The 22,344-nt window shown below is 73.1% G+C and carries 22 protein-coding genes; 6 read left to right on the top strand and 16 right to left on the bottom strand.

Translation table 11 applies throughout. From position 1 onward, the window contains the following. Nucleotides 1-4: 4 nt before the first annotated feature. Nucleotides 5-1,039: a methyltransferase gene (locus tag ACIGG8_RS06250; RefSeq protein WP_396546080.1), complete on the top strand. Its 1,035-nt coding sequence runs from the start codon at nucleotides 5-7 to the stop codon at nucleotides 1,037-1,039. 148 nt (nucleotides 1,040-1,187) lie between these two features. On the opposite strand, the gene ACIGG8_RS06245 is transcribed toward ACIGG8_RS06250, so the two are convergent. The 9 genes from ACIGG8_RS06245 to ACIGG8_RS06205 form a co-directional block, all read right to left on the bottom strand. Beyond that, nucleotides 1,188-1,880, bottom strand: coding sequence for a class F sortase (locus ACIGG8_RS06245; RefSeq protein WP_396546079.1), 693 nt, complete (start codon nucleotides 1,878-1,880; stop codon nucleotides 1,188-1,190). Nucleotides 1,881-1,984: 104 nt separating this feature from the next. Then, nucleotides 1,985-2,497 (bottom strand): hypothetical protein, encoded by a 513-nt coding sequence (locus tag ACIGG8_RS06240; protein ID WP_396546078.1) that lies wholly within the window; start codon nucleotides 2,495-2,497, stop codon nucleotides 1,985-1,987. A gap of 334 nt (nucleotides 2,498-2,831) precedes the next feature. Further along, nucleotides 2,832-3,161 (bottom strand): TcmI family type II polyketide cyclase, encoded by a 330-nt coding sequence (locus ACIGG8_RS06235; RefSeq protein WP_350520173.1) that lies wholly within the window; start codon nucleotides 3,159-3,161, stop codon nucleotides 2,832-2,834. After that, the gene (locus tag ACIGG8_RS06230; protein ID WP_350520172.1) at nucleotides 3,158-3,613 is read right to left on the bottom strand and encodes an SRPBCC family protein; all 456 of its coding nucleotides are present in this window, start codon (nucleotides 3,611-3,613) and stop codon (nucleotides 3,158-3,160) included. Before ACIGG8_RS06230 ends, ACIGG8_RS06235 begins: the two co-directional genes overlap by 4 nt. A 1-nt stretch (nucleotide 3,614) precedes the next feature. Continuing rightward, nucleotides 3,615-3,875, bottom strand: a complete 261-nt coding sequence (locus ACIGG8_RS06225; RefSeq protein WP_350520171.1) for an acyl carrier protein — start codon at nucleotides 3,873-3,875, stop codon at nucleotides 3,615-3,617. Nucleotides 3,876-3,919: 44 nt separating this feature from the next. Then, the gene (locus ACIGG8_RS06220; protein ID WP_396546077.1) at nucleotides 3,920-5,161 is read right to left on the bottom strand and encodes a beta-ketoacyl synthase N-terminal-like domain-containing protein; all 1,242 of its coding nucleotides are present in this window, start codon (nucleotides 5,159-5,161) and stop codon (nucleotides 3,920-3,922) included. A gap of 5 nt (nucleotides 5,162-5,166) precedes the next feature. Next, complete coding sequence (locus ACIGG8_RS06215; RefSeq protein ID WP_350520169.1) at nucleotides 5,167-6,423, bottom strand: beta-ketoacyl-[acyl-carrier-protein] synthase family protein; 1,257 nt, start codon at nucleotides 6,421-6,423, stop codon at nucleotides 5,167-5,169. After that, on the bottom strand, nucleotides 6,420-6,845 hold the full coding sequence (locus tag ACIGG8_RS06210; RefSeq protein ID WP_350520168.1) for a cupin domain-containing protein: 426 nt from the start codon (nucleotides 6,843-6,845) through the stop codon (nucleotides 6,420-6,422). Before ACIGG8_RS06210 ends, ACIGG8_RS06215 begins: the two co-directional genes overlap by 4 nt. A gap of 52 nt (nucleotides 6,846-6,897) precedes the next feature. Next, entirely contained in the window at nucleotides 6,898-8,073 is a 1,176-nt protein-coding gene (locus ACIGG8_RS06205) for a SchA/CurD-like domain-containing protein (RefSeq protein ID WP_396546076.1), read from the bottom strand. Nucleotides 8,074-8,387: 314 nt separating this feature from the next. Between ACIGG8_RS06205 and ACIGG8_RS06200 the strand changes: the two genes are divergently transcribed. Further along, nucleotides 8,388-10,013, top strand: coding sequence for an FAD-dependent monooxygenase (locus ACIGG8_RS06200; protein ID WP_350520166.1), 1,626 nt, complete (start codon nucleotides 8,388-8,390; stop codon nucleotides 10,011-10,013). A 72-nt stretch (nucleotides 10,014-10,085) separates the two neighbouring features. Here ACIGG8_RS06200 and ACIGG8_RS06195 read toward each other — a convergent pair whose 3' ends face one another. Next, nucleotides 10,086-11,747 (bottom strand): APC family permease, encoded by a 1,662-nt coding sequence (locus tag ACIGG8_RS06195; protein ID WP_396546075.1) that lies wholly within the window; start codon nucleotides 11,745-11,747, stop codon nucleotides 10,086-10,088. A gap of 426 nt (nucleotides 11,748-12,173) precedes the next feature. Here ACIGG8_RS06195 and ACIGG8_RS06190 point away from each other — a divergent pair, with 426 nt between their 5' ends. Beyond that, the gene (locus tag ACIGG8_RS06190) at nucleotides 12,174-12,446 is read left to right on the top strand and encodes a hypothetical protein (RefSeq protein WP_396546074.1); all 273 of its coding nucleotides are present in this window, start codon (nucleotides 12,174-12,176) and stop codon (nucleotides 12,444-12,446) included. Nucleotides 12,447-12,452: 6 nt separating this feature from the next. Here ACIGG8_RS06190 and ACIGG8_RS06185 read toward each other — a convergent pair whose 3' ends face one another. Beyond that, nucleotides 12,453-12,806: a hypothetical protein gene (locus ACIGG8_RS06185; RefSeq protein WP_396546073.1), complete on the bottom strand. Its 354-nt coding sequence runs from the start codon at nucleotides 12,804-12,806 to the stop codon at nucleotides 12,453-12,455. Beyond that, nucleotides 12,803-13,108 (bottom strand): SAV_915 family protein, encoded by a 306-nt coding sequence (locus ACIGG8_RS06180; RefSeq protein WP_396546072.1) that lies wholly within the window; start codon nucleotides 13,106-13,108, stop codon nucleotides 12,803-12,805. Before ACIGG8_RS06180 ends, ACIGG8_RS06185 begins: the two co-directional genes overlap by 4 nt. A gap of 344 nt (nucleotides 13,109-13,452) precedes the next feature. On the opposite strand from ACIGG8_RS06180, the gene ACIGG8_RS06175 reads away from it, so the two are divergent. Beyond that, entirely contained in the window at nucleotides 13,453-15,672 is a 2,220-nt protein-coding gene (locus ACIGG8_RS06175) for an NADP-dependent isocitrate dehydrogenase (protein WP_396546071.1), read from the top strand. Nucleotides 15,673-15,845: 173 nt separating this feature from the next. Here the strand turns inward: ACIGG8_RS06175 and ACIGG8_RS06170 are convergent, their stop codons facing one another. Further along, nucleotides 15,846-16,436: a YdcF family protein gene (locus ACIGG8_RS06170; protein WP_396546070.1), complete on the bottom strand. Its 591-nt coding sequence runs from the start codon at nucleotides 16,434-16,436 to the stop codon at nucleotides 15,846-15,848. 174 nt (nucleotides 16,437-16,610) lie between these two features. Further along, nucleotides 16,611-17,624, bottom strand: coding sequence for a cytochrome c oxidase assembly protein (locus tag ACIGG8_RS06165; RefSeq protein ID WP_396546185.1), 1,014 nt, complete (start codon nucleotides 17,622-17,624; stop codon nucleotides 16,611-16,613). Between the two features lie 206 nt (nucleotides 17,625-17,830). Here ACIGG8_RS06165 and ACIGG8_RS06160 point away from each other — a divergent pair, with 206 nt between their 5' ends. Together ACIGG8_RS06160 and ACIGG8_RS06155 are read left to right on the top strand one after the other, a co-directional pair. Next, a complete protein-coding gene (locus ACIGG8_RS06160) occupies nucleotides 17,831-18,847 on the top strand; it encodes an NAD-dependent epimerase/dehydratase family protein (RefSeq protein ID WP_396546069.1) in 1,017 nt (338 codons plus the stop codon). Between the two features lie 273 nt (nucleotides 18,848-19,120). Beyond that, nucleotides 19,121-19,834 carry a superoxide dismutase gene (locus ACIGG8_RS06155; protein WP_396546068.1) on the top strand — a complete coding sequence of 238 codons (714 nt, stop codon included), beginning with the start codon at nucleotides 19,121-19,123 and terminating at the stop codon, nucleotides 19,832-19,834. A 61-nt stretch (nucleotides 19,835-19,895) separates the two neighbouring features. Here ACIGG8_RS06155 and ACIGG8_RS06150 read toward each other — a convergent pair whose 3' ends face one another. Continuing rightward, the gene (locus tag ACIGG8_RS06150) at nucleotides 19,896-20,903 is read right to left on the bottom strand and encodes a 2-hydroxyacid dehydrogenase (RefSeq protein WP_396546067.1); all 1,008 of its coding nucleotides are present in this window, start codon (nucleotides 20,901-20,903) and stop codon (nucleotides 19,896-19,898) included. Nucleotides 20,904-21,059: 156 nt separating this feature from the next. Then, the gene (locus ACIGG8_RS06145; protein WP_350520156.1) at nucleotides 21,060-22,085 is read right to left on the bottom strand and encodes a 6-phosphofructokinase; all 1,026 of its coding nucleotides are present in this window, start codon (nucleotides 22,083-22,085) and stop codon (nucleotides 21,060-21,062) included. Between the last annotated feature and the right edge of the window lie 259 nt (nucleotides 22,086-22,344).

The following is a 22,344-nucleotide window of genomic DNA, read 5'->3' as shown; positions in this document are numbered from 1 at the left end:
GCCCATGACCACCGCACCCGCCCAGTCCAGCCCGCAGGCCGCGATGCGCCTGCGCGAGCTCGTCTTCGGCGCCGCCTGCGCCGCCGCCGTCCGGGCGGCCGCGCGGCTCGGAGTCGCCGACGCGCTCGGCGACACCCCGACCACCGTCACCGACCTCGCCGCCGCGCTCGACACCGAGCCCCGCCAGCTGCGCCGCCTGCTGCGCGCGCTCACCTGCTACGGCATCTTCGCCGAGACCGGGGGCCACCGCTTCGAGCACACCGAGATGTCCCGGCTGCTGCGCGAGGACGCCCCCAACTCGCTCCGCTACATCTCCCTCTGGTGCACCGAGCCGTGGACCTGGGAGGCCTGGCCGAAGCTGGACGAGGCGGTCCGCTCCGGCCGCAACGTCTTCCCGGAGCTGTTCGGCAAGGAGTTCTTCGACTACCTGCACACCGACGGCGGCGACTCGGCCAAGGTCTTCGACAAGGCGATGACCACCTCCAGCCGGCAGTCCGCCCAGGACTTCGCCGACTACCTGGACCTCACCGGCATCGACTCGGTGGTCGACATCGGCGGCGGCCAGGGCCACGTGCTCGCCAGCCTGCTGGAGAAGCACCCGGCCCTGCACGGCACCCTGCTCGACCTGCCCAAGGTCGTCGCCGGCGCGGACTCCCGGCTGCAGGACGGCGGTGCCTTCTCCGCGCGCGCCCGCATGGTGCCGGGCGACTGCCGGGTGGACATCCCGGTCCGCGCCGACCTCTACATCATCAAGAACATCCTGGAGTGGGACGACGAGAGCACCCGCCGCACCCTCGCCAACGTGGTGAAGGCGGCGCGCCCCGGCGCCCGCGTGGTGGTCGTCGAGAACCTCGTCGACAACAGCCCGTCGATGCGCTTCACCACCGCGATGGACCTGCTGCTGATGCTCAACGTGGGCGGCGCGAAGCACTCCGAGGAGAGCATGGTCCGGCTGATGGAGGAAGCCGGTCTGACCGTCACCGAGGTCTGCCCGGTCAACCCCTACCTGCACGCCTTCGAGGCCACCGTCCGCGGCTGACCCGACGGCTCCGCACCGGACGACCGCCGGCCCCTCCGTTCCCGGGAGGGCCGGCGGTCGTCCGCGTGCGCGCGGCGCCGGGCCCTGCGCGCGGCATCCGGCCCCGCGCCGTGTCAGGGCCTCGCGCGGCATTCGGCCCCGCGCCGCGTCAGGCCTTGTGCGAGGACTCCAGGTGCGCGAAGACCACCACGTTGTCCAGGTAGTCCCGCTTCTTCTTGTCGTACGTGCCGCCGCAGGTGATCAGCCGGAGCTGGGCGTCGGGCGTCTTGCCGTACACCTTCTGGTCGGGGAAGGCGTCCTTGGCGAAGGTCTCCACCGAGTCCACGGTGAAGACGGCGACCGTGCCGTCGGCGCGGCTCACCTCGACCTTGTTGCCGGGCAGCAGCAGGCTCAGCAGCAGGAACACCGCCGGGCCCTTGGTGGTGTCCACGTGCCCGGCGACGACCGCGCTGCCGCGTTCGCCGGGGGTCACGCCGTCGCGGTACCAGCCGACCAGGTTCTTGTCGTCCGGCGGCGGCGCGTTGAGCTGGCCGGCCGCGTTGAGGGTCAGCTCGGTGAACGGCGCGTCCACGGCGATCTGCGGGATCCGCAGCCGGGTCGGCTTGGAGGCCTTGAGCGGGGGCACCCCCGGCGCGGCCGCCGCCGCGGGCGGCGGGGAGGCGGCGGCCGGCGGCCCCGGGACGGCCGAGGCGGTGGCCGCCGGCGGAGCGGCCTGGGTGGCCGCCGTGTCGGTGCTCGGCCCGGTGTCCACCGAGTTGTAGATCAGCAGCAGACCGACCGCTGCCGCGCCCATCCCGGCGCGCAGCAGCCGGGGCATTCCAGAGGCGGGACCACCCGTCATTCCTGTCCTCCGCTCAACCGGTTCCGAACGGCCCGCCGCCCCCGGTGCGCCCCACCCCGGCCGGGGTGGGGCGCCCGGAGGCGACGGAAGCAGCGCGTCGGGCGTCAGGCGACCGCGCCGGAGGCGCGGCGGCCGCGGCGCAGGGCGTAGGCACCGGCCCCGAGGCCGCCGAGCAGCAGCACCGCGCCGGAGGCGAGACCGCCGCCGGACAGCGACATACCGCCGCCACCGGTGTGCACGCCGCCGTGCGGGGTCTTGTGGTCCTCGTCCTTGGCCTCGGAGCCCTTGTGCTCCTCGCTCCCCTTGGACTCGCCGCCCTTGGACTCCGAGCCCTTGGAGTCGGTGCCCTTGGAGTCGGAGCCCTTGTGCTCCTCGGTGCCCTTGGAGTCGGTGCCCTTGGAATCGGTGCCCTTGTGGTCCTGGGTCGCGGCCGAGCCCATCGAGCTGTCATTGCCCTTCGTACTGTCGGCGGAGCCCTTGTCGGGCTTCTCCTGCTTCTCCTGCCAGGTGAGGTTCTTGCCCTGGTCGGCGGAGCCGTCGGCATAGGCCATGGGAGCACCGGCGGTGAGGACGGCGGCGACGGCCGCCGCGGCGAGCAGCGTGCGTGCAGAACGCATGAGGATGATCCTTCCGGCGCGCGGACCGCGACTGCCGACACGGTGCCGGGCAAGGGGGCTCGCGGGAGGTGCGCCTGATCCACCGTCAACCACGGTGCGGCCGCCTGCCACCGGAGCGCGGCAGCGCCGGTGCGGACTGTGCGCCCTTCGGGTGGAGTCCCGGGTGTGTTCACCCGGCTGGCCGGGCGATCCGGGTGAATCCGCGCCGGGTGTCGGGGGGAGGGTGTCGGGGCCGAGGGATTGGGGGGTGGGAGTGGGTTCCCGGACTGCCGGGAAGCGCAATGGGCCCGCCCCCGGCACACGGCCGGGGGCGGGCCCATCGGGGACGCCGGGTTCAGCGCTCCCAGCGGTAGAACTCGCGCGCCATCGCGTCCTTCGGCTCGCGCCAGGTGGCCGGGTCGTAGGCCTGGACGAAGGCGGTCAGGCGGTCGCTGACGGACCGGAACTCCGGGTGCCCGATGACCTTGGCGACCGCCGGGCCCGGCGGACGGTCGGCCTCGATCAGGTGGAGGTAGACGTCGCCGAACTGGAAGAGGCTGCGGCCGGTGACGCCGATCAGGTGTGGCAGTTCGCCCTGGTCGGACTCGGCGAACACCTCGGCGATGTCCGGCGCCGCCTCGGGCTTCATCCGGGCGACGATCAGCGCCCGGTGCGCGCCGCTCACAGCTCCGCCGCCCGCTTCTCGACCTTCTCGCGGATCAGCTGCATCTGGATCCGGGAGTTCTTGTTGATGTGGTTGACCATGCCGTTGTCGTCGACCGGCGCGGTGGGCTTCATCGCGAAGTCCTGGATCCAGCGCATCCTGGTGCCGGCCGGGACCTCCGCGTACTCCCAGCGGATGTCCATGAACTCGAACGGGCCGGGCTCGACCCGGCGGGCGCGCACCGCGAGCGAGGACTTGTCGGTGGTGCGCTCGGAGACCCAGCTCCACACCTGGCCGTTCTCGTCCGGGTGCATGGTGAGCCGGAACTGCACGCGGTCGCCGTCGCGCTCCAGCACCTCGACCGAGGCGTACTCGCTGAACAGGTCCGGCCAGTTCTCCAGGTCGTTGGTGATCTCCCAGACCAGGTCGAGCGGCGCGGCGATGACGATCTCGTTGTCGGTGTGTCCGGGCATCTCAGGCACCAGCCTTCGCGGAGAGGGAGGAGTTGACCAGCTCGATGAACTCGGCCGGGGTCTTGGCGGACTCGGCGCCGGAGGTGACCTTGAGGCCGTGCCGGTTCTCCAACTCGCCGACGACGCCGAGCAGTCCGAGCGAGTCGACGCCGAACGCGTCGAACTGCGCACCCGGCTGCTCCAGGTCGCCCGGCTCCACGATGACGCCGGCCCGGGCCTGCAGCAGGGCGGCGAGCTCCGGATAGCTGAGGGTGTTGCTCACGGGGGTGTGTCCCTTCGAAGGTGTGACGGAGTGGTTCGGGAGGTTCAGGCCCGCTCGCCGCGCCGGAGCACCAGCGCGGAGTTGGAGCCCATCAGCCCGCGGCTGAGCACCAGGGCGGTGCGCAGCTCGGCCGGGCGGGCGCGGCCGGTCACCAGGGCGAGGTCGTGGCAGACCTCGGTGACGTTGGGGGTGGGCGGCAGCACGCCGTCCTCCATGGCCAGCACGGCGGCGGCCACGTCCAGCAGCGGGGCGCCGCAGTAGGCCCGTCCGGTGCCGGTCTTGGGCGCGGTGACCGGGACGCGCTCGGCGGCCGGGCCGAGCGCGTCGGCCAGCGCCAGCGCCTCCGCCCGGTCGGCGGCCGGGACGCCGAGGGCGTCCGCGAAGACCACGTCGATCTCCTCGGGCGCGACCCGGGCCTCGTCCAGCGCGATCCGGATCGCGGCGGCCAGCCCCTCGCGGGACTCCTCCCAGCGGGAGGCCCCGGTGAAGGTGGCGCCGTGCCCGGCCAGGTGCGCCCGGACGTTGGCGCCGCGGCGCCGGGCCGTCCGCTCGTCCTCCAGCATCAGCATCGCGCCGCCCTCGGCGGGGGCGAAGCCGCAGGCCCGCGCGGTGAACGGCAGGTAGGCCGCCTCGGCCCGTTCGGCCAGGCTGAGCTCGGGGTAGCCGAGCTGGCAGACCATCGAGTAGGGGGCCAGGGGGGCCTCGGCGGCGCCGACCACCACCGCGTCGGTGCCGCGCTCGATCGAGCGGGCCGCGTGCGCGAGGGCGTCCAGGCCGCCGGCCTCGTCGCTGGCGACGACCCCGCAGGGGCCCTTGTAGCCGCCACGGATCGAGATCTGGCCGGTGCTGGCCGCGTAGAACCAGGCGATGGACTGGTACGGTCCGACGAACCTCGGTCCCTGGCCCCAGAGTTGCTGGAGTTCACGCTGGCCGAACTCGCCGCCGCCGGAGCCGGCCGCGGTCACCACGCCGACCGCGAAGGGCTGTTCGGGGTCGGGCCGGAAGCCGGCGTCCGCCACCGCCAGGTCGGCGGCGGCCATCGCGTAGTGCGTGAAGCGGTCGGTCTGCACCAGGTAGCGGTTGTCGATCGCCGCCTGCGGCTCGAAGTCCCTTACCTGGCCCGCGATCCTGAGCGGCAGCTCGGTGCAGCCCTCGCGGGATATCCGGTCGAGGACGCTCACGCCCTGCCTGGTGGCCTTCCAGAAGGCGTCGGCCCCGACGCCGTTCGGCGCCACCACGCCGAGGCCGGTGACCACCGCCCGGCGGCCCTGCTGACGTGACGTCATGGAACTCACCCCGTTCTGTTGAGCACGACGGCGGACTGGAATCCGCCGAATCCGCTGCCGACCGAGAGGATGTGGCTCAGCGGCAGCTCGCGCGCGGTGCGCGGCACGTAGTCGAGGTCGCACTCCGGGTCCGGAGTCTCGTAGTTGGCGGTCGGCGGCACGACGCCGTGGGCGAGCGCCAGGGTGCAGGCGACGACCTCGATCGCGCCGATCGCGCCGAGCGAGTGGCCGACCATCGACTTGATCGAGCTCATCGGGGTCCCGAAGGCGTGTCCGCCCAGCGAGCGCTTGACCGCGGCGGTCTCGTGCCGGTCGTTCTGCTTGGTGCCCGAGCCGTGCGCGTTGACGTAGTCGACGTCGGTGCGGTCGACCCGGGCGTGGGCGAGCGCGTGGTCGATCGCCCGGGACATCTCCAGCCCCTCCTTGGTGAGGCCGGTCATGTGGTAGGCGTTGCCGAAGGTGGCGAAGCCGCCGACCTCGCCGTAGATCCGGGCGCCGCGGCGCCGGGCGTGCTCCAGTTCCTCCAGCACCAGGACGGCGCCGCCCTCGCCGAGGACGAAGCCGTCGCGCTCGGCGTCGAAGGGACGGGAGGCGTGCTGCGGGTCGTCGTTGCGCTCGCTGGTGGCCTTGATGGCGTCGAAGCAGGCGACGGTGATCGGCGAGATCGGGGAGTCGGAGGCGCCGGCGACGCAGATGTCGGCGCGGCCCTCCTCGACCGCCTGGAAGCCGTAGCCGATCGCGTCCAGGCCGGAGGTGCAGCCCGTGGAGACGGTCTGCACCGGGCCGCGGGCGCCGGTCCGCTCGGCCACCGCGGAGGCGAGCGTGCTGGGCGCGAAGGCCCGGTGCAGCTGCGGCTCCGCCTGCCGGTGGTCCACGTCCCAGCGTGCGCCGGCGGAGCTGACCAGGGCGTAGTCGTGTTCCAGCCGGGTGGTGCCGCCGACGGCGGTGCCGAGCGAGACGGCGATCCGCCAGGGGTTCTCGGCGGCGAGGTCCAGGCCGGCGTCGGCGATCGCCTCGTCGGCCGCGACCATCGCGAACTGGACGTAGCGGTCGGCCCGCTGGACGTCCTCCGGGCCCAGCCCGTGGGCCGCCGGGTCGAAGTCGACCTCGGCGGCGATCCGGGAGCGGAACCCGGTGGGGTCGAAGAGCGTGATGCCCCGGGTCGCGGTGCGGCCGGCCGTGAGGAGCTCCCAGAACGCCGGGACGCCGACCCCGCCGGGCGCGACCACACCGATCCCCGTGACGGCGACGCGCCGGGTCACGAGGCCACCTTGGCGTGTTCCGGCGGGCCGGAGGCGGCGGACTCCTCGGTGGTCACGTGGCCGAGGTCGGGGCGCGGGGCGAGCGGGCCGAGGTGGAAGACCATCCGGGCCTCGGTGTCGCCGACGTTGCGGAAGCGGTGGCGCATGTTGATCGGGATCATGAGGCCCTGGTCGGCCTTGAGCGGCCGGGTCTCCCCGTCCAGGTCGACCTCCAGCTCGCCGCAGACGACGAACACGAACTCCTCGGAGTACGGGTGGTAGTGCTCACCGATCCGCTCGCCGGGCCGGACGATCGCCAGGCCCATGAAGCCGCTGGTCGCCCCGCACGTGGTCGGGGTGAGCATGGTGCGGAGCTCGGCGCCGTGGCGGCGGTTCTCCGGAGCCTCGTCGACGTTGACGATCCGTGGGTACTGCGTGGTCATGATGGTCTTCCTCCGTGGAATCGACGTGGAGTTGACGTGGGGTGACGGAGCGTCAGTTGGCGTGGGGGTCGGCGGAGCTGCGGTCGGTGACGGGGTTCATGGCGCGGGCGGCGAGGAAGGCGCCGAGCCCGGTGACGGTGCGCAGGTCGCCCTGCGGGCCGAGGTCGAGCAACCGGGCCAGCGCGGCCGCCTCCAGGTCGTCCGCCACGCCGAGGGCGGCGGCCGGGTCGGCTTCGGCCGGCACCCGCAGGTCGACCAGGCGCACCACCACGTCCTCGCGCTGGAAGACGGTGCCCGCCGCGACCGGCCCGGTCGGGTCGGCGGTGGCCAGGTTGTCGTGCCGGGCCAGCAGCTCGGCCACGGCCTGCCCGTTGCCCGGGCGAACGGGGTAGAGCACGGCGTGCCGGTGCAGGCGGCCGGAGGCGGGGGAGCCGGCGATCGCCTGGTGCTTGGCGGGCAGCGCGGCCCTGGCGAAGAAGGCGCGGGCGGCCTGCGGGTCGCCCAGCTGGCGGGCCTCCTCCAGGTACGGGTTGATCGCCTCCTCGACGGCCCGCACCTCGGGCTGCATCGCCACGTGCCGCAGGGCGTCGCCCAGGTTGCCGACGACCTCGACGGCCCGTACCACCCGGTTGCCGTGCATGAACAGCGAGGTCCGCTGCAGCCGGGTGTGCTCGTCCACCTCGGCCCGGGGGGAGGCGTAGCCGGACAGGATTCTGGCCACCTCGGGCTCGCTGCCGGGCTTGACGGTGAAGGTCAGCGCGTGGCGGACCACGCCGTCCGGGCCCGGTTCGGCCTTCGGCGGGCCGACGTGGCCGGCCGGTGAGGTGCGCGGCAGGCCGGGCGGCACCTCCATCGGGGCGCGGGTGCCGGTCGAGCCGGCCGCCGAGGTCTCGCGCAGGACGGCGTAGCGCAGCGAGCGGAAGTTGTCGCTGACGCAGCCGTGCATCGGCTTGACCATCTCGCGGTGGGCCGGGCTGTCCACCCACTCCAGGAAGGTCTCCTGGTCCCGCCACTCGCTGGTGATCAGCCACTGGCGCGGGTCGTTGATCGACTGGCACAGCTGGTCGCTGACGTGGCCGGGGACCGAGGCCACCTGGTGGCGCAGCTGCTCGTAGACGTCGAGGAAGCGCTGCTGGGCGCCGTCCTGGATCTCCAGCATCAGCACCACCCGCAACCGGGAGTCGGACTCGTCCTGCTGCTTCGGCTGGGGTTCGGACAGAGTTGTCATGATCCACTTTCTGCTCTGGGTCGCACGCTGCGGGCCGTGTCGGCCGTGTCGGCCGCGCCCGGCGGGTGCTTCCCGGCCTGGGAAGGGCGGTGCGACGGCGGTCGGGCCCGAGCGGTCGGCTCCAGGCCTGAGGTCGATCGTGGGCGGCGCACCGGGCGCGGCGCGAGATTTGCGGGCCATCCGGGCGAAGGGGCGGCACAGCCGGCCTCGGGCGGGGGATGGAAGAGCGGGGCCCCCGGCTGAGCGGGCCCGTCGAGGGCGGCGCCGAGCCCAGTAGCCGGGCCGCGGAATCCCGTTACAGGGCGGAGCAATTGATGAATCCGAAGATCGACGACCGGGTGCCGGTCCTGATCGTGGGCGGCTCGCTGGTCGGGCTGTCGGCCTCGCTCTTCCTGGGCCGACTCGGGGTCAGACACCTGCTGGTCGAGAAGCACGCCGACACCTCGCATCACCCGCGCGGCCGAGGCAACAACGTCCGCACCATGGAGCTGTACCGGGTGGCCGGGATCGAGCCGGCGATCCGCGAGGCGGCCTCGATCCTCGCCCCCAACCACGGCATCCTCCAGGCGCCCTCGCTGACCGGCGCCGAGCAGGAGTGGCTGTTCCGCGAGATCGACCCCGGCGGCCGGCTGGCCCGGTTCAGCCCCAGCTCGTGGTGCCTGTGCAGCCAGAACGACCTGGAGCCGGTGCTGCTGCGGGCGGCCCGCGACCTGGGCGGGGACGTCCGGTTCAGCACCGAGCTGATCTCCTTCGAGCAGGACGCCGACGGCGTGACGTCGGTGCTGCGCAGCAGGGAGAACGGCGAGGAGCGGGTGGTGCGCTCGGACTTCCTGATCGCGGCGGACGGCCCGCGCAGCCCGGTCCGCGAGCGGCTGGGCATCGGCCAGAGCGGCAAGGGCGAGCTCTTCCACAACGTGAGCATCACCTTCCGCGCCAAGCGGCTGGCCGAGGTGGTCGGCGACCGGCACTTCATCGCCTGCTACCTGACCAACCCGGAGGCGGACGGCGCGCTGCTGCCGGTGGACAACCAGGAGGAGTGGGTCTTCCACGCCCCGTGGCACCCCGAGCACGGCGAGCCGCTGGAGGCCTTCACCGACGAGCGCTGCGAGCGGCACATCCGCACCGCCGTCGGCATGCCGGAGCTGGACGTCGAGGTGACCGGCCGGGCGCCCTGGCACGCCGCCGAGCGGGTGGCCGAGCGGTACGGCTCCGGGCGGGTCTTCCTCGCCGGGGACTCCGCGCACGAGATGTCCCCGACCGGCGCCTTCGGCTCCAACACCGGCATCCAGGACGCCCACAACCTGGCCTGGAAGCTCGCCGCCGTGCTGTGCGGCTGGGCCGGGCCGCGGCTGCTGGAGACGTACGGGCAGGAGCGGCGGCCGGTCGCCCAGGTGACCGGCGAGCGCGCCTCGGCCCGCTCCGCCGAGCACAGCCACCCGGGCTACGCGGTGGTGCCGGGCGTCGGGCGGCAGGCCGGGGTGCTGGCCGTGGCGCTCGGCTACCGCTACCCGGTCGGCGCGGTGGTCGGCACGGACCGGGCGGGCGCCGTCGTCCCCGAGCAGTTCGAGGTGGCGGGCGAGCCGGGCAGCCGGGCCCCGCACCAGTGGCTGCTCAGGGCGGGCGTCAGGCTCTCCACGCTGGACCTGTACGAGCAGGCGATGGTGCTGCTCACCGGCCCCGAGGGCGGCGCCTGGCAGGCGGGCGCCCGGCGGGTCGCGGACCGGCTGGCCGTTCCGCTGGACGCCTACCGGATCGGCGACGGCGCCGAGGACGACCTGGCCCCGGAGCCGGGCTCGGACTTCGCCGCCCTGCACGGCATCGGCCCGCAGGGCGCGGTGCTGGTCCGCCCGGACGGCTTCGTCGCCTGGCGCTCACCCGGCCCGGCGCTGGACCCGGAGGCCGAGCTGGGCACGGTGCTGCGGACGGTGCTGGGCCTCTGAGCACACGCGGAAGGGCCCGCCGGTCGCTCGACCGGCGGGCCCTTCCGCGTCAGTGGGTGGGGTGGGTGGGGGTCAGTGACCGCCCGCGTCCACCACCTCGACGTCGGCGACCTCACGCTCGATCGCCTCGGCCGGCAGGGCCACCCGGATCGCCCAGAAGTAGATGCCCAGGGCGAAGACCGCGACCATGCCCATGTCGTACCACATCGGGATCCGGCCGGTGCCGTCGCCGAAGCCGCCCTGCCAGGAGATCAGGCCGAGGCCCAGCAGGTAGACGGGCAGCCACTGGGCGGACTTCCAGCTCAGGCGCGGCGCGTTCGGCAGGCCCTTCTTGATCGCGTAGGCCGCGTAGCCGCCGAGCAGGAGGTAGCCGAGCACGATGGCCATGCCCAGGCGGGACAGGGTGTGCCAGCCGGACCAGTAGATGATCAGGCTGGAGACCACGAACGCGGCCGGGGAGATGACCGCGCCGAAGGGCAGCCGGTAGGAGCGCTCGTGGTTCGGCAGCCGGCGACGCAGGGCACCGAAGGCGAGCGGGGCGCCGGCGTACATCAGCACGCTGGCGGAGGTGATGAAGCCGACCAGCTCCTGCCAGCTCGGGAAGGGCAGGAAGCAGATCACACCGGTGATGAACGACATGACCAGGCCGAACCACGGCACGCCGTTCTTGTCCAGCTTCTCGAACTTCTGCGGCGCGTAGCCGTTCTTGCTCAGGCCGTAGGAGATGCGGGAGGTGGAGGTGGTGTAGATCAGGCCGGTGCCGCCGGGGGAGACGATGGCGTCGAAGTACAGCACCCAGGAGAGCCAGCCGAGGCCGACCAGGGTGGCGAGGCCGGCGAACGGACCCTCGATGCCCGGGAAGTCGAGCTTGTCCCAGCCGTTGATGAAGGAGCTGACCGGCAGCGAGCCGATGAAGGCGACCTGCAGCAGGACGTAGATCAGGGTGCCGATGGCGACCGAGCCCAGGACGGCGCGGGGGATGTCGCGCTTGGGGTTGCGGCTCTCACCGGAGATCTGGATGGCCTGCTCGAAGCCGAGCAGCGCGAAGATGATGCCGCTGGAGCTGATCGCGGCGAGCACGCCCTTGGCACCGAACGGCGCGAAGCCGTGCGAGGTGAAGTTCGAGGCGTGGAAGTTGGTGATCGACAGCGCCAGGATCGTGAGCAGCGGGACGCCGATCTTGAGCCAGGTCGCGATCGAGTTGGTGGCCGCCAGGACTCGCACACCGAGGAAGTTGACCGCGACGAAGACGCCCATCAGCAGCACGGCGACGATGAAGCCGCTGGTGGTGAGGGTGCCGTTGGCGTTGAGGAAGCTCTTGGCGAACTGCCAGTGGCCCGCGTAGCCGATCATCGCCTCGACCTCGATCGGGGCGACGGTTGCGGCCTGGAGCCAGGAGAACCAGCCGAAGGACATGCCGGCCAGGCCACCGAAGGCGTAGTGCGGGTAGCGCGCGGTGCCACCGGCGACCGGGAACATTCCGCCGAGCTCGGCGTGCACGAAGGCGAGCAGCACGATCGCGACTGCGCCGATGCCCCAGGAGAGGAGGGCCGCAGGCCCGGCGGCGACGACGGCGTTCTTGGCGCCGAACAGCCAGCCGGAGCCGATGATCGAGCCGACCGAGGCCCACATGAGGCCGATGAGGCCCACGTGGCGCTTGAGCGACCGGGTGGTGGTGCCGGATTCGGCGCCGGTGCTCTGTCCGGGCGGCGAGATCTGGTTGAGGGAAGCCATGGGCGATCTCTCTGTGTGTGGGGGCTCCGCATGGGCGGAGCGCGGAGAGTTGCCACACAGTAGGGCTATTCATAGACCTCTGCACAGATTTCATTACTGAATGTTTACTTTCTTTGCCGGATATCCGTGCTGGTAGGAGGCATTCTGTTCAGTTGTCTGTTACGTTACCTGTGGGTAAGTCCGGGATCTGAGCTGCGATTGAGGTTTGGGCCGCGAGCCTGCAATATTGACGCCTCGGGCGATTCATGGAATTGAAGATCTCCGCATAGTGATGCGCCGGGGTTGTTGATCTTCGCCGAATCCACTGCCCCGCAAGGATGTTGACGGGCCGTCAGTTCGACGGCTCCCCCCTCGCTCCCGCCGCCGGCCACCCGGGCGGGCGTCCAGTGGTCGCCCGGGGCGCGCGGCCGTGCTGGGGTGGTCCGCATGAACCGCTCACGCCTGGCCCGGGTGGCCGCCGCGACCGCCTCCGTCCTCCTGCTCACCGCCACCGCCACCGGCGCCGGTGCCGCGGCCGCCGCCGCCACTGCCCGGGCGGTGGCGACCGGGCTCCGGGACGTCACCTCTGAGCAGTGCCGGGGCTCGGGCGGGCACGTCGAGGGCAGTGGTTACTGCGTCGACGCGTTCGGTGACGACGCCTGGGGCCAGCCCGTCGACGGCCAGGCGATCAACCCGGACCCCCGCCCCGGCGAGGAGTGAGCCACCTCACGTCCCTCGCGGGACCGGCCGCAGGGTGACCGGGGCCGGGGTGAGGGTGCGCAGGACCAGGTCGATGTGGACCCTGGCGGCGCCCGCGCGGTACAGGGCCGCGGAGATCGTCCGTAACTCCTCCGGGCCGGTGCAGACGAGCCGGAGCTCCAGGTCGGCCTCGCCGGCCAGGGCGAGGCCGCTCCGGACGGCCGGGAACTCGGCCGCGATCCGGTCGAAGTCGAGCGCGACCGGGCCGTGACTGACCCGGGCGATCGCGTGCAGCGGCCGGCTCGGCCGCTGGTGGGCCTCGGCGTCCGGCCCGTCCGGCCCGTCCGGCCCGGCCGGGACGAGCCGGAGCGGGGCCGTCACCGGTGCTGGAGCAGTGCGGTCGGGGCCGGGGCGGCCGGCGTGGCGGGGGCGGTGACGGGCGGGGCGACCAGCCTCGGGTCCAGCACCAGGACGTCCACGCCGAGCGGGGTGGTGAGGGCGTGCAGGGCGGGCTCGCCGAGCTCGGTGTGGGCCTGGTCCGGCCCGAGGAGTGCGGCGAGGGCCGCGGGGCTGGAGAATCCGACCGCGCAGCGGCGGCCGTCGCGCAGGCGGAAGAGGCGGAGTGCGGTGGTGCTGCCGGGGCCGGAGGTGGTGACCGGTACGTGCCAGACGACGCGGGCCATGCGAACGCTCCCGAAGGGGGTGGTGGTGCCTGCCGGAACTGCTTCCACGACGCTAGGGCGGCCGGCCCCGGGCGGCCCCGGTCCTGACGCAGCGTTGACCGAATGGGGTGGTGCGTTGACGCACTCCTGACGTTCGACTCACCCGGGTGGACCACACCGGTGGTCGGGGCCGCTCCGTTTGCCTCGCGTCCCGGCTCGGACCACCGTGGATCGTGTCGCTCGGCACAGCCGTCGGACGCCCCCGGGGAGACCGGCGCGCACTCCGGGGCGGGGGGAGGTGGAGCGAGGGGCCCGTGACGAGATATCTTGACGTCAAGACGTTGGAGACGTGAAGCGGAGTACCGATGACTGACTCGACCATCATCTATACGCACACCGACGAGGCTCCGGCCCTGGCGACCTACTCGTTCCTGCCGGTGGTCCAGGCTTACGCCTCGACCGCGGGTGTGCGGGTGGAGACCCGCGACATCTCCCTGGCCGGGCGGATCATCGCGAGCTTCCCGGAGCGTCTGACCGAGGCCCAGCGGATCGGCGACGCCCTCGCCGAGCTGGGCGAGCTGGCCAAGACCCCCAGTGCCAACATCATCAAGCTGCCGAACATCTCGGCCTCCGTGCCGCAGCTGAAGGCCGCCGTCGCCGAGCTGCAGGCCCAGGGCTACGCCCTGCCGGACTACCCGGACGACCCGCAGACCGACGAGGACAAGGACGTCCGCGCCCGTTACGACAAGGTCAAGGGCAGCGCCGTCAACCCGGTCCTGCGCGAGGGCAACTCGGACCGCCGCGCCCCGCAGTCGGTCAAGAACTACGCCAAGACCCACCCGCACCGCATGGGTGCCTGGACCGCCGAGTCCAAGACCAACGTCGCCACCATGGGCGAGAACGACTTCCGCTCCACCGAGAAGTCCGCCGTGGTCGCGGCCGACGGCGCCCTGCGCATCGAGCTGGTCGCCGAGGACGGCACCACCACCGTGCTGCGCGAGAAGGTGCCGGTGCTGGCCGGCGAGGTCGTCGACGCCTCCGTGATGCGCGCCGCCGCCCTGAACACCTTCCTGGCCGCCCAGGTCGCCCGCGCCAAGGCCGAGGGCGTGCTGTTCTCGGTGCACCTCAAGGCCACCATGATGAAGGTCTCCGACCCGATCGTCTTCGGCCACGTCGTGCGCGCCTTCTTCCCGAAGACCTTCGCCGCCCACGGCGCGACGCTGGCCGCCGCCGGTCTGAACCCGAACAACGGCCTCGGCGGCATCCTCGCCGGCCTGGACGCCCTGGCGAACGGCGCCGAGATCAAGGCCTCCTTCGAGGCCGAGCTGGCCGAGGGCCCGGCCCTGGCCATGGTCGACTCCGACAAGGGCATCACCAACCTGCACGTGCCGAGCGACGTCATCGTCGACGCCTCGATGCCGGCCATGATCCGCACCTCCGGCCACATGTGGGGCCCGGACGGCCAGGAGGCCGACACCCTCGCCGTGCTGCCCGACAGCAGCTACTCCGGCGTGTACCAGGCCGTCATCGACGACTGCCGCGCCAACGGCGCCCTCGACCCGGCCACCATCGGCTCGGTGCCGAACGTCGGCCTGATGGCGCAGAAGGCCGAGGAGTACGGCTCCCACGACAAGACCTTCGAGATCGAGGCCGCCGGCACCGTCCGCCTGGTCGACGCCGAGGGCAACGTGGTGCTGGAGCAGGCCGTCCAGCCGGGCGACATCTTCCGCGCCTGCCAGACCAAGGACCTGCCGATCCAGGACTGGGTCAAGCTGGCCGTCACCCGCGCCCGCGCCACCGGCGACCCGGCCGTGTTCTGGCTGGACGAGACCCGCGCCCACGACGCGGTGCTGATCGAGAAGATCAAGACCTACCTGCCGGAGCACGACACCACCGGCCTGCAGATCGAGATCAAGTCCCCGGTCGAGGCCACCAAGTTCTCGCTGGAGCGCATCCGCCGCGGCGAGAACACCATCTCGGTGACCGGCAACGTGCTGCGTGACTACCTGACCGACCTGTTCCCGATCCTGGAGCTGGGCACCAGCGCCAAGATGCTGTCGGTCGTCCCGCTGATGGCGGGCGGCGGCCTGTTCGAGACCGGCGCCGGCGGCTCCGCCCCGAAGCACGTCCAGCAGCTGGTCAAGGAGAACTACCTGCGCTGGGACAGCCTGGGCGAGTTCTTCGCGCTGGCCGCCAGCTTCGAGCACCTGGCCAGCAGCACCGGCAACGCCCGCGCCCAGGTGCTGGCCGACACCCTGGACCGCGCCACCGGCACCTTCCTCAACGAGGACAAGTCGCCGAGCCGCCGCCTCGGTGGCATCGACAACCGCGGCAGCCACTTCTACCTGGCCACCTACTGGGCCCAGGAGCTGGCCAAGCAGACCGCCGACGCCGAGCTGGCCGAGGCCTTCGCGGGCCTGGCCAAGACGCTCACCGAGCAGGAGCAGGCCATCGTGGAGGAGCTGATCGCCGTGCAGGGTTCGGCGGTCGACCTCGGCGGCTACTACCAGCCGGACCCGGCCAAGGCCGCGGCCGTGATGCGCCCCTCGAAGACCTTCAACGAGGCGCTCGCCAACCTCGGCTGAACCAGGCCGGGCCGAACCGGGCGCGAGCCCGGACCGAGCCCAGCCGAGCCGAACCACCGGGAGGCCCCCGGGTCCGTGACAGCGGACCCGGGGGCCTCCCCGCGTCTCCCGGGCCGCGGGCGGGCTCCTCGGTCGGCTCTCGGCCCGGTCCGGAGGCCCGTGGGGGGTGGGGCTCAGACCCGGCCGAACACGGCGAGTGCGGTACCGACGGCCTCCCGGAGGAGCAGGTACGGGCCGTGCGCCAGCGGGCCGTCCGCCCCGAGCACCTCCGCGGGGGCGCCGGCCCGGCGGGCGGCGAGCGCGGAGCGGACGGTGTGGAAGCCGCTGGTGACCACGGTGCACCGGTAGCCGGGCCGCTCCGAGGCCATCAGGGCGGCGCTGAAGCGGAGGTTCTCGGTGGTGTTCGCGGCCCGCTCCTCGCGCCGGATCCGCTCGGCCGGGACGCCCCGGTCGATCAGGTAGCGGGCCATCGCGGCGGCCTCGGTGCACTGCTCGTGCGGACCCTTGCCGCCGGTCACCACGACCAGCGGGGCGTACCCCGCGGCCTCCTCGGCGGCGAGCCGGGCCAGCGCGGCGTCCAGCCGGCCCGCCAGCGTGCGGCCGGGCTCGCAGCCGTCCAGCGCGGCGCCCAGGACGACCAGGTAGTCGGAGCCGACCGGCGCGGGCCGGCGGCGCCGGTACAGCAGCGCGAAGCCGAGGAAGCCGAGCAGCCAGAGCAGGGCGTACCCGCAGAGCAGGGCGGCGACGATCAGCAGGACGTGCATACCCGTTCGAACGCGTTCGGCGGAACCACCGTTCCGGCGCCGCCCCCGGTCCTGGCCCGGCACCGGCCCCGGCACCCGTCCCGGGCGCCGCTCCGGAACCGCGGAACCCCCGCTCCGGAGGCGGAACGGGGGTTCTCGGGACCAGGGGGATCCGGAGCGGGGCCGGCGCCGGGCTCAGCCCGCCTCGGCGGCAGGAACGGCGGGTGCGGCGGGAGCGGAGGGTGCGGCGCCCGCCCCGGGGCGCCGGTCGTTCCGGTGCAGTGAGGCCAGGTAGGCGTTGTACGCCTCCAGCTCGGCGTCGCCCGAGCGGTCCTCGGCACGGTCGCGGCGGCGGGCCTGCCGCTGTTCGGAGCCCATCCACTGGTACACCAGGGCGATCAGCACGATCGCGGTCGGGATCTCGCCGAAGGCCCAGGTGATGCCGCCCGCCAGCTTCTGGTCCTCCAGCAGGTTCGTCCCGGGCGGGGAGCCCTCCACGGTGAACGTGGTGACCAGCGGGTGGGCGGCCATCATCACCGCCACGCCGAAGAAGGCGTGGAACGGCATCCCCATGAACAGCTCGATGATCCGCATCACGTGGCCGGGCCGGTGCGGGCCCGGGTCCACGCCCATGATCGGCCAGAAGAAGGCCAGACCGGTGAACAGGAAGTGCACCATCATGAAGATGTGCCCGAGGCGGTACTGCATCAGGAAGTCGAACGCCGGGGTGAAGTAGACCCCGTACAGGCTCGCGATGAACATCGGGATGGTGAACGCCGGGTGCGAGACGATCCGGACGTACCGGCTGTGCAGCAGCGCCACCAGCAGCTCACGCGGCCCGCGCGGGCGGCCCTTGCCGGCCGGGCGCAGGGCGCGCAGCGCCAGTGTGATCGGGGCGCCCAGCAGCAGCAGGATCGGCGTCAGCATGGAGAGCACCATGTGCTGGATCATGTGCGCGCTGAACAGCACCATCCCGTAGTCGTTCAGCCCGCTGCAGGTCACCAGCAGCAGGGTGCCGACGCCGGCCGCCCAGCCGACCATCCGGCCGATCGGCCAGCGGTCGCCGCGCCGGTACAGCCGGACCACGCCCGCCGCGTAGAGCCCCAGGACGACCAGGCCGGCGATCAGGAACACCCAGTCCGGGGACCAGGTCCACACATTCGAGAAGGTGAACGGTCCTAGCTGGGTCATCCCGCCGTGGTGGTGCATTCCTGACATTCCGTCGCCCATCGGCGGGTCCTGCTTTCCGTCCTCGTGGTCCCCGGTGCGGGTCCGGTTCGCCCGTTTTGCTGGCACACACAGCCTAGGTGGGCCTTACCTCGGGCCGTCCGCCGCCCCCTCCGTACGGGTGGTGACCCCCGCCCGACGGCCGGCTGGCTAGACTGATCGGCCGGTCGGCAGGGAGGGGCCCGGACATGGCGACACAATCACGAACGACGGAACCGCGTACGGCGACGGAACCGCGTACGGCGGCGGAACGGGGCGCCGCCGAGGCGACCACGGTCGCACTGACCGGGGCGACCGGCTTCATCGGCTCCGGCGTCCTGGCGGCCCTCACGGCGCGCGGCGTACGGGTCCGCGCACTGGCCCGCCGGGTGCCGGAGGCCGCAGACCCGGGCGCCACCTGGGTGCCTGGCGACCTCGCCGACGGGGCGGCGCTCGCGAAGCTCTGCGAGGGCGCCGACGTGCTGGTGCACCTGGCCTCCCGGGTCTCCGGCGGCACCGAGGAGTGCGAGGCGGCGAACGTCCGCGGCACGGCCGCCGTGATGGCGGCCGGCACCGGCGCCGGGGTCCGCCGGATCGTCCACCTCTCCACGGCGGCGGTGTACGGCGAGGGCCCGCACGCGGGCATCGCGGTGGACGGGGTGACGCCCGCCCCGTTGTCCGAGGCCAGCCGCACCCGGCTGCTCGGCGAGCGCCACGCCCTGGACGCCGGAGCGCACGTGCTGCGCCCGGGGCTGGTCACCGGGACGGGCGACCGCTGGGTGGTGCCCGCCCTGGCCGAGCTGGTCCGCCGGGTGCCGGTCCGCTGGGACGGCGGCGAGGCCCGGCTCTCGGTCGTGGACCGCACCGACCTGGCCCGGCTGATCACCGTGCTCGCCCTGGACGACCACGCCGCCCCGCCCGGCGTCCACCACGCCTCCCACCCCGACCCGGTCCGCGCCGGCGACCTGCTCGCCGGTCTGGCCGCGCTCGGCCTGCTGCCCGCCCTGGACGGTCCGGACGTGCCGGACGTCCCGTGGGACGAGTGCTGCCGGCTGCTGGCCGCCGCGCCCGGCCGGGTCTCCGAGCGCCAGTTCTCCCTGGTCGCCCGCGACCACTGGTACCGCAGCGAGGAGATCTGGCAGCTGGCCGCCTGCCCGCCCGGCCCCGGCCCGCTCGCCCGCCTCCCCGAGGCCGCCGCGTGGTACCGCTCGGCGCTCGCGCCGTGACGCCTCGACGCGGATGACGTGGGTGCTGCGGCGACGCGGTGCTGCGGCGAAGCTTGATGCGCCGATGCGCCGATGCGCCGATGCGCCGACGCGTTGAAGCGGCGATGTGGTGACGCCGTCGCCCCGGTGGCGTTTCCCAGGATGAACCCGTGCGCAAGGGCGCTCCGTGCAGCCTGTCGGGCAGCCGCCGGACGGACCGGACGGCTGCCCGTCGAGGCGGTCACGCCGCGCTTGGCCGCCGACTCCTGCACCGACATACGAGGTCATCTGATCATGAAGCGCTCCCTCATCACCCTCGCCGCCGCCCTCGTGGCCGCTCCGCTGCTCGCCGCCTGCAGCTCCTCCTCGACCTCCCCGGCGGCGTCCGGCACCTCCGCCCCGGCGGCGCCGACCACCGCCGCGGCCCCGTCGACCATGGCGATGGACACGTCCGCCGACGGCCACCTGAGCCCCGGGACGGCGATGCACGGTGCGATGACCGACGGCGACACCAGGACCGACCTCGGCGCGGCGCACAGGACCGACGGCGTCTTCGGCGACTTCGCGGCGAACCCGGCGGCGGTCACCTACGACGCCACCAAGGTCCCGGCGGGCGCCAAGGCCACCGTGCAGGTCCTCGCGGCGGGCGGCAGCACGCTGGTGAAGATGGAGCTCGCCGGCCTGTTGCCGAACACGGTCTACGGCTCGCACGCGCACGTCAACGCCTGTGGTGCCGACGGCGACGCGGCCGGCGGTCACTTCGAGCACACCCCCGACCCGAAGGGCGCCTCGACGGACCCGCAGTTCGCCAACCCCACCAACGAGATCTGGCTGGACTTCCGGACCGACGAGCAGGGCCACGCCGTGGTCTGGTCGAAGCAGCCCTGGGACTTCTCCGACGGCCGCGCGCCCAAGTCGGTCGTCCTGCACGCGATGAAGACCGAGACGGCCGCGGGCTCGGCGGGCAAGGCCGGCAACCGTCTGGCCTGCGTCAACGCGGCCTTCTGAGCCGCCTCCCGGCCCGACCCGGTCGGACGCCGGTGCCTGCGCACCGGTGTCCGACCGCCCGTCAGGCGGTCCGCCGCCCGGCCGGGACCAGCGTGTTCTCGCTGCGCCGCCCGGCGGCGAAGTCGTCCACGTTGCGGGCGGTGGCGTCGATGATCTGGCCGACCGCGGTGCGGGTGAAGTAGGCCTGGTGGCTGGTGACCAGCACCTGCGGGAAGGTGACCAGCCGGGCGAGGACGTCGTCGGTGATGCCGTGGATGGAGCGGTCGGTGAAGAAGACGCCGGTCTCCTCCTCGTACACGTCCAGGCCGACGCCCGACAGGCGTCCGGCGCGCAGCGTCTCGACCAGGGCGGCGCTGTCGATCAGGCCGCCGCGGCTGGAGTTGACGAGGATCGCGTCGTCCTTCATCCGGGCCAGCGCGGCCGCGTCGATCAGGTGGTGGGTGGCCGGCAGCAGGGGCACGTGCAGGCTCACCAGGTCGGCGCGGGTGAGGAGTTCGGGAAGTTCGGTGTACCGCATGCCGAGTTCGCGGCAGGCCGGGTTCTCGGCGATGTCCCAGCCGAGCAGCTCGGTGCCGAAGCCGGCGGCGATCCGGGCGAAGCACTCGCCGATCTTGCCGGTGCCGATGACGCCGACGGTCATCCCGTGGACGTCCCGGCCGAGCAGGCCGTCGAGGCGGAAGTCGAACTCGCGGGTTCGGTTGGCGGCGCGGGTGAGGCGGCGGTTGACGGCCAGGGCGAGCGCCCAGGCGTGCTCGGCGACGGAGTTCGGGCTGTAGTGGGACACCCGGGCGACGGTGAGGCCGAGTTCGGCGGCGGCGTCCAGGTCGATGTTGTTGAAGCCGGTGGAGCGCTGGGCGATCAGCTTGGTGCCGCCGTCGGCCAGCGCCGCGAGCGTTTCGGCGTCCAGGACGGCGTTGACGCTGCTGCTGACGACCGGGTAGCCGGCGGCCAGCGGCGCGGTGTCCCGGTTCAGGAACACGTCCAGGCAGCGCAGCCCGTGCCGGCCCGCGAAGGCGGCCTCCAGCAGCGGCCGTTCGTCGGCCTGCACCCCGTACGCGAGGATGTCCATGCGCGGTCCCTCCAGTCGGCTCCCGCGCCCGGGTCTGCGGCCGGGCCGGGGTCTGCGGCCACGCTAGCGGGCGGGACGCACGGACGCCCGCCGGGTGCGCGAAGGCCCCCGGAACCCGCCACGGCGGATCCGGGGGCCTTCGCGGGGCCGGTCGGGTCAGATGACCGTCTCGGCCTCCAGGTAGCGCTCCTGCGGGACGGTCTTCAGCTCGGCGACGGCCTCGGCGAGCGGCACCAGGTTGATGTTGGTGCCCTGCAGCGCGGTGATGTGCCCGAACGCGCCCTTGTGGACGGCCTCGACGGCGTGCCAGCCGAAGCGGGTGGCGAGCACCCGGTCGTAGGCGGTCGGGGTGCCGCCGCGCTGGGTGTGGCCGAGGATGACCGGACGGGCCTCCTTGCCGAGGCGGTGCTCCAGCTCGCGGGAGAGCTGGGTGGCGATGCCGGTGAAGCGCTCGTGGCCGTAGATGTCCTTGCTGCCCTCTTCCCAGTGCATGGTGCCGGGCTCGGGCTTGGCGCCCTCGGCGCAGACCACGATGGCGAACTTCTTCTGGCGGTCGAAGCGCTCGCGGACGACGGCGGTGAGCTTCTCGATGTGGAACGCGCGCTCAGGGACGACGATGGCGTGCGCACCGGCCGCCATGCCCGCGTTGAGGGCGATCCACCCGGTGTGCCGGCCCATGACCTCGACGACCATGACCCGCTGGTGGGACTCGGCGGTGGTCTTCAGCCGGTCCAGCGCCTCGGTGGCGACCGAGACGGCGGTGTCGAAGCCGAAGGTCACGTCGGTGGCGGCGATGTCGTTGTCAATCGTCTTCGGCACGCCGACGATCGGCAGGCCCGCGTCGCTCATCAGCTTGGCGGCCTTGAGGGTGCCCTCGCCGCCGATCGGGATGACCGCGTCCAGGCCGAGGTCCGAGCAGTACTTCTTGGCGCGCTCGACGCCGTCCCGCAGGTGGCTGGGCTGGACCCGGGAGGAACCGAGGATGGTGCCGCCCTGGGCCAGGATGCCGCTCACCGAGTCCAGCGTGAGGGGGCGGTGGTGGCCCTCCAGGAATCCGCGCCAGCCGTCCTCGAACCCGATGATCTCGTCGCCGTGGTCGACCACCCCACGGTGCACCACGGAACGGATCACCGCGTTCAGGCCGGGGCAGTCACCGCCGCTGGTCAGCACTCCGATACGCATTAGCTTTGCAACTCCCGAGCAGAACCGAGGTACGGCCGGACTACAGGCTGGGACGACGAGCCGTCACCGCGACGGGGCGCTCCCGCACCGCGCTGGCGGGGAGGTGGCCGTGGGGTGAAGGACCGGGCGATCCGGACAGAACGTCCTGAACCGACCGTGATGTCGAGCATACGGCCCCTGGTCCGGCCGGGCAGGAGCCGACGCGGGAGCGGCGCCGTCGGCGCCCCCGCGCGGAAGTGCAGCCTGCTGCCGAGGAGGG

The organism is Kitasatospora sp. NPDC085464 (genome assembly GCF_044541955.1).
Classification (GTDB): Bacteria; Actinomycetota; Actinomycetes; order Streptomycetales; family Streptomycetaceae; genus Kitasatospora.
The sequence above is the reverse complement of the archived record's forward strand: the minus strand, read 5'-3'. Positions and strand labels throughout refer to the sequence as shown.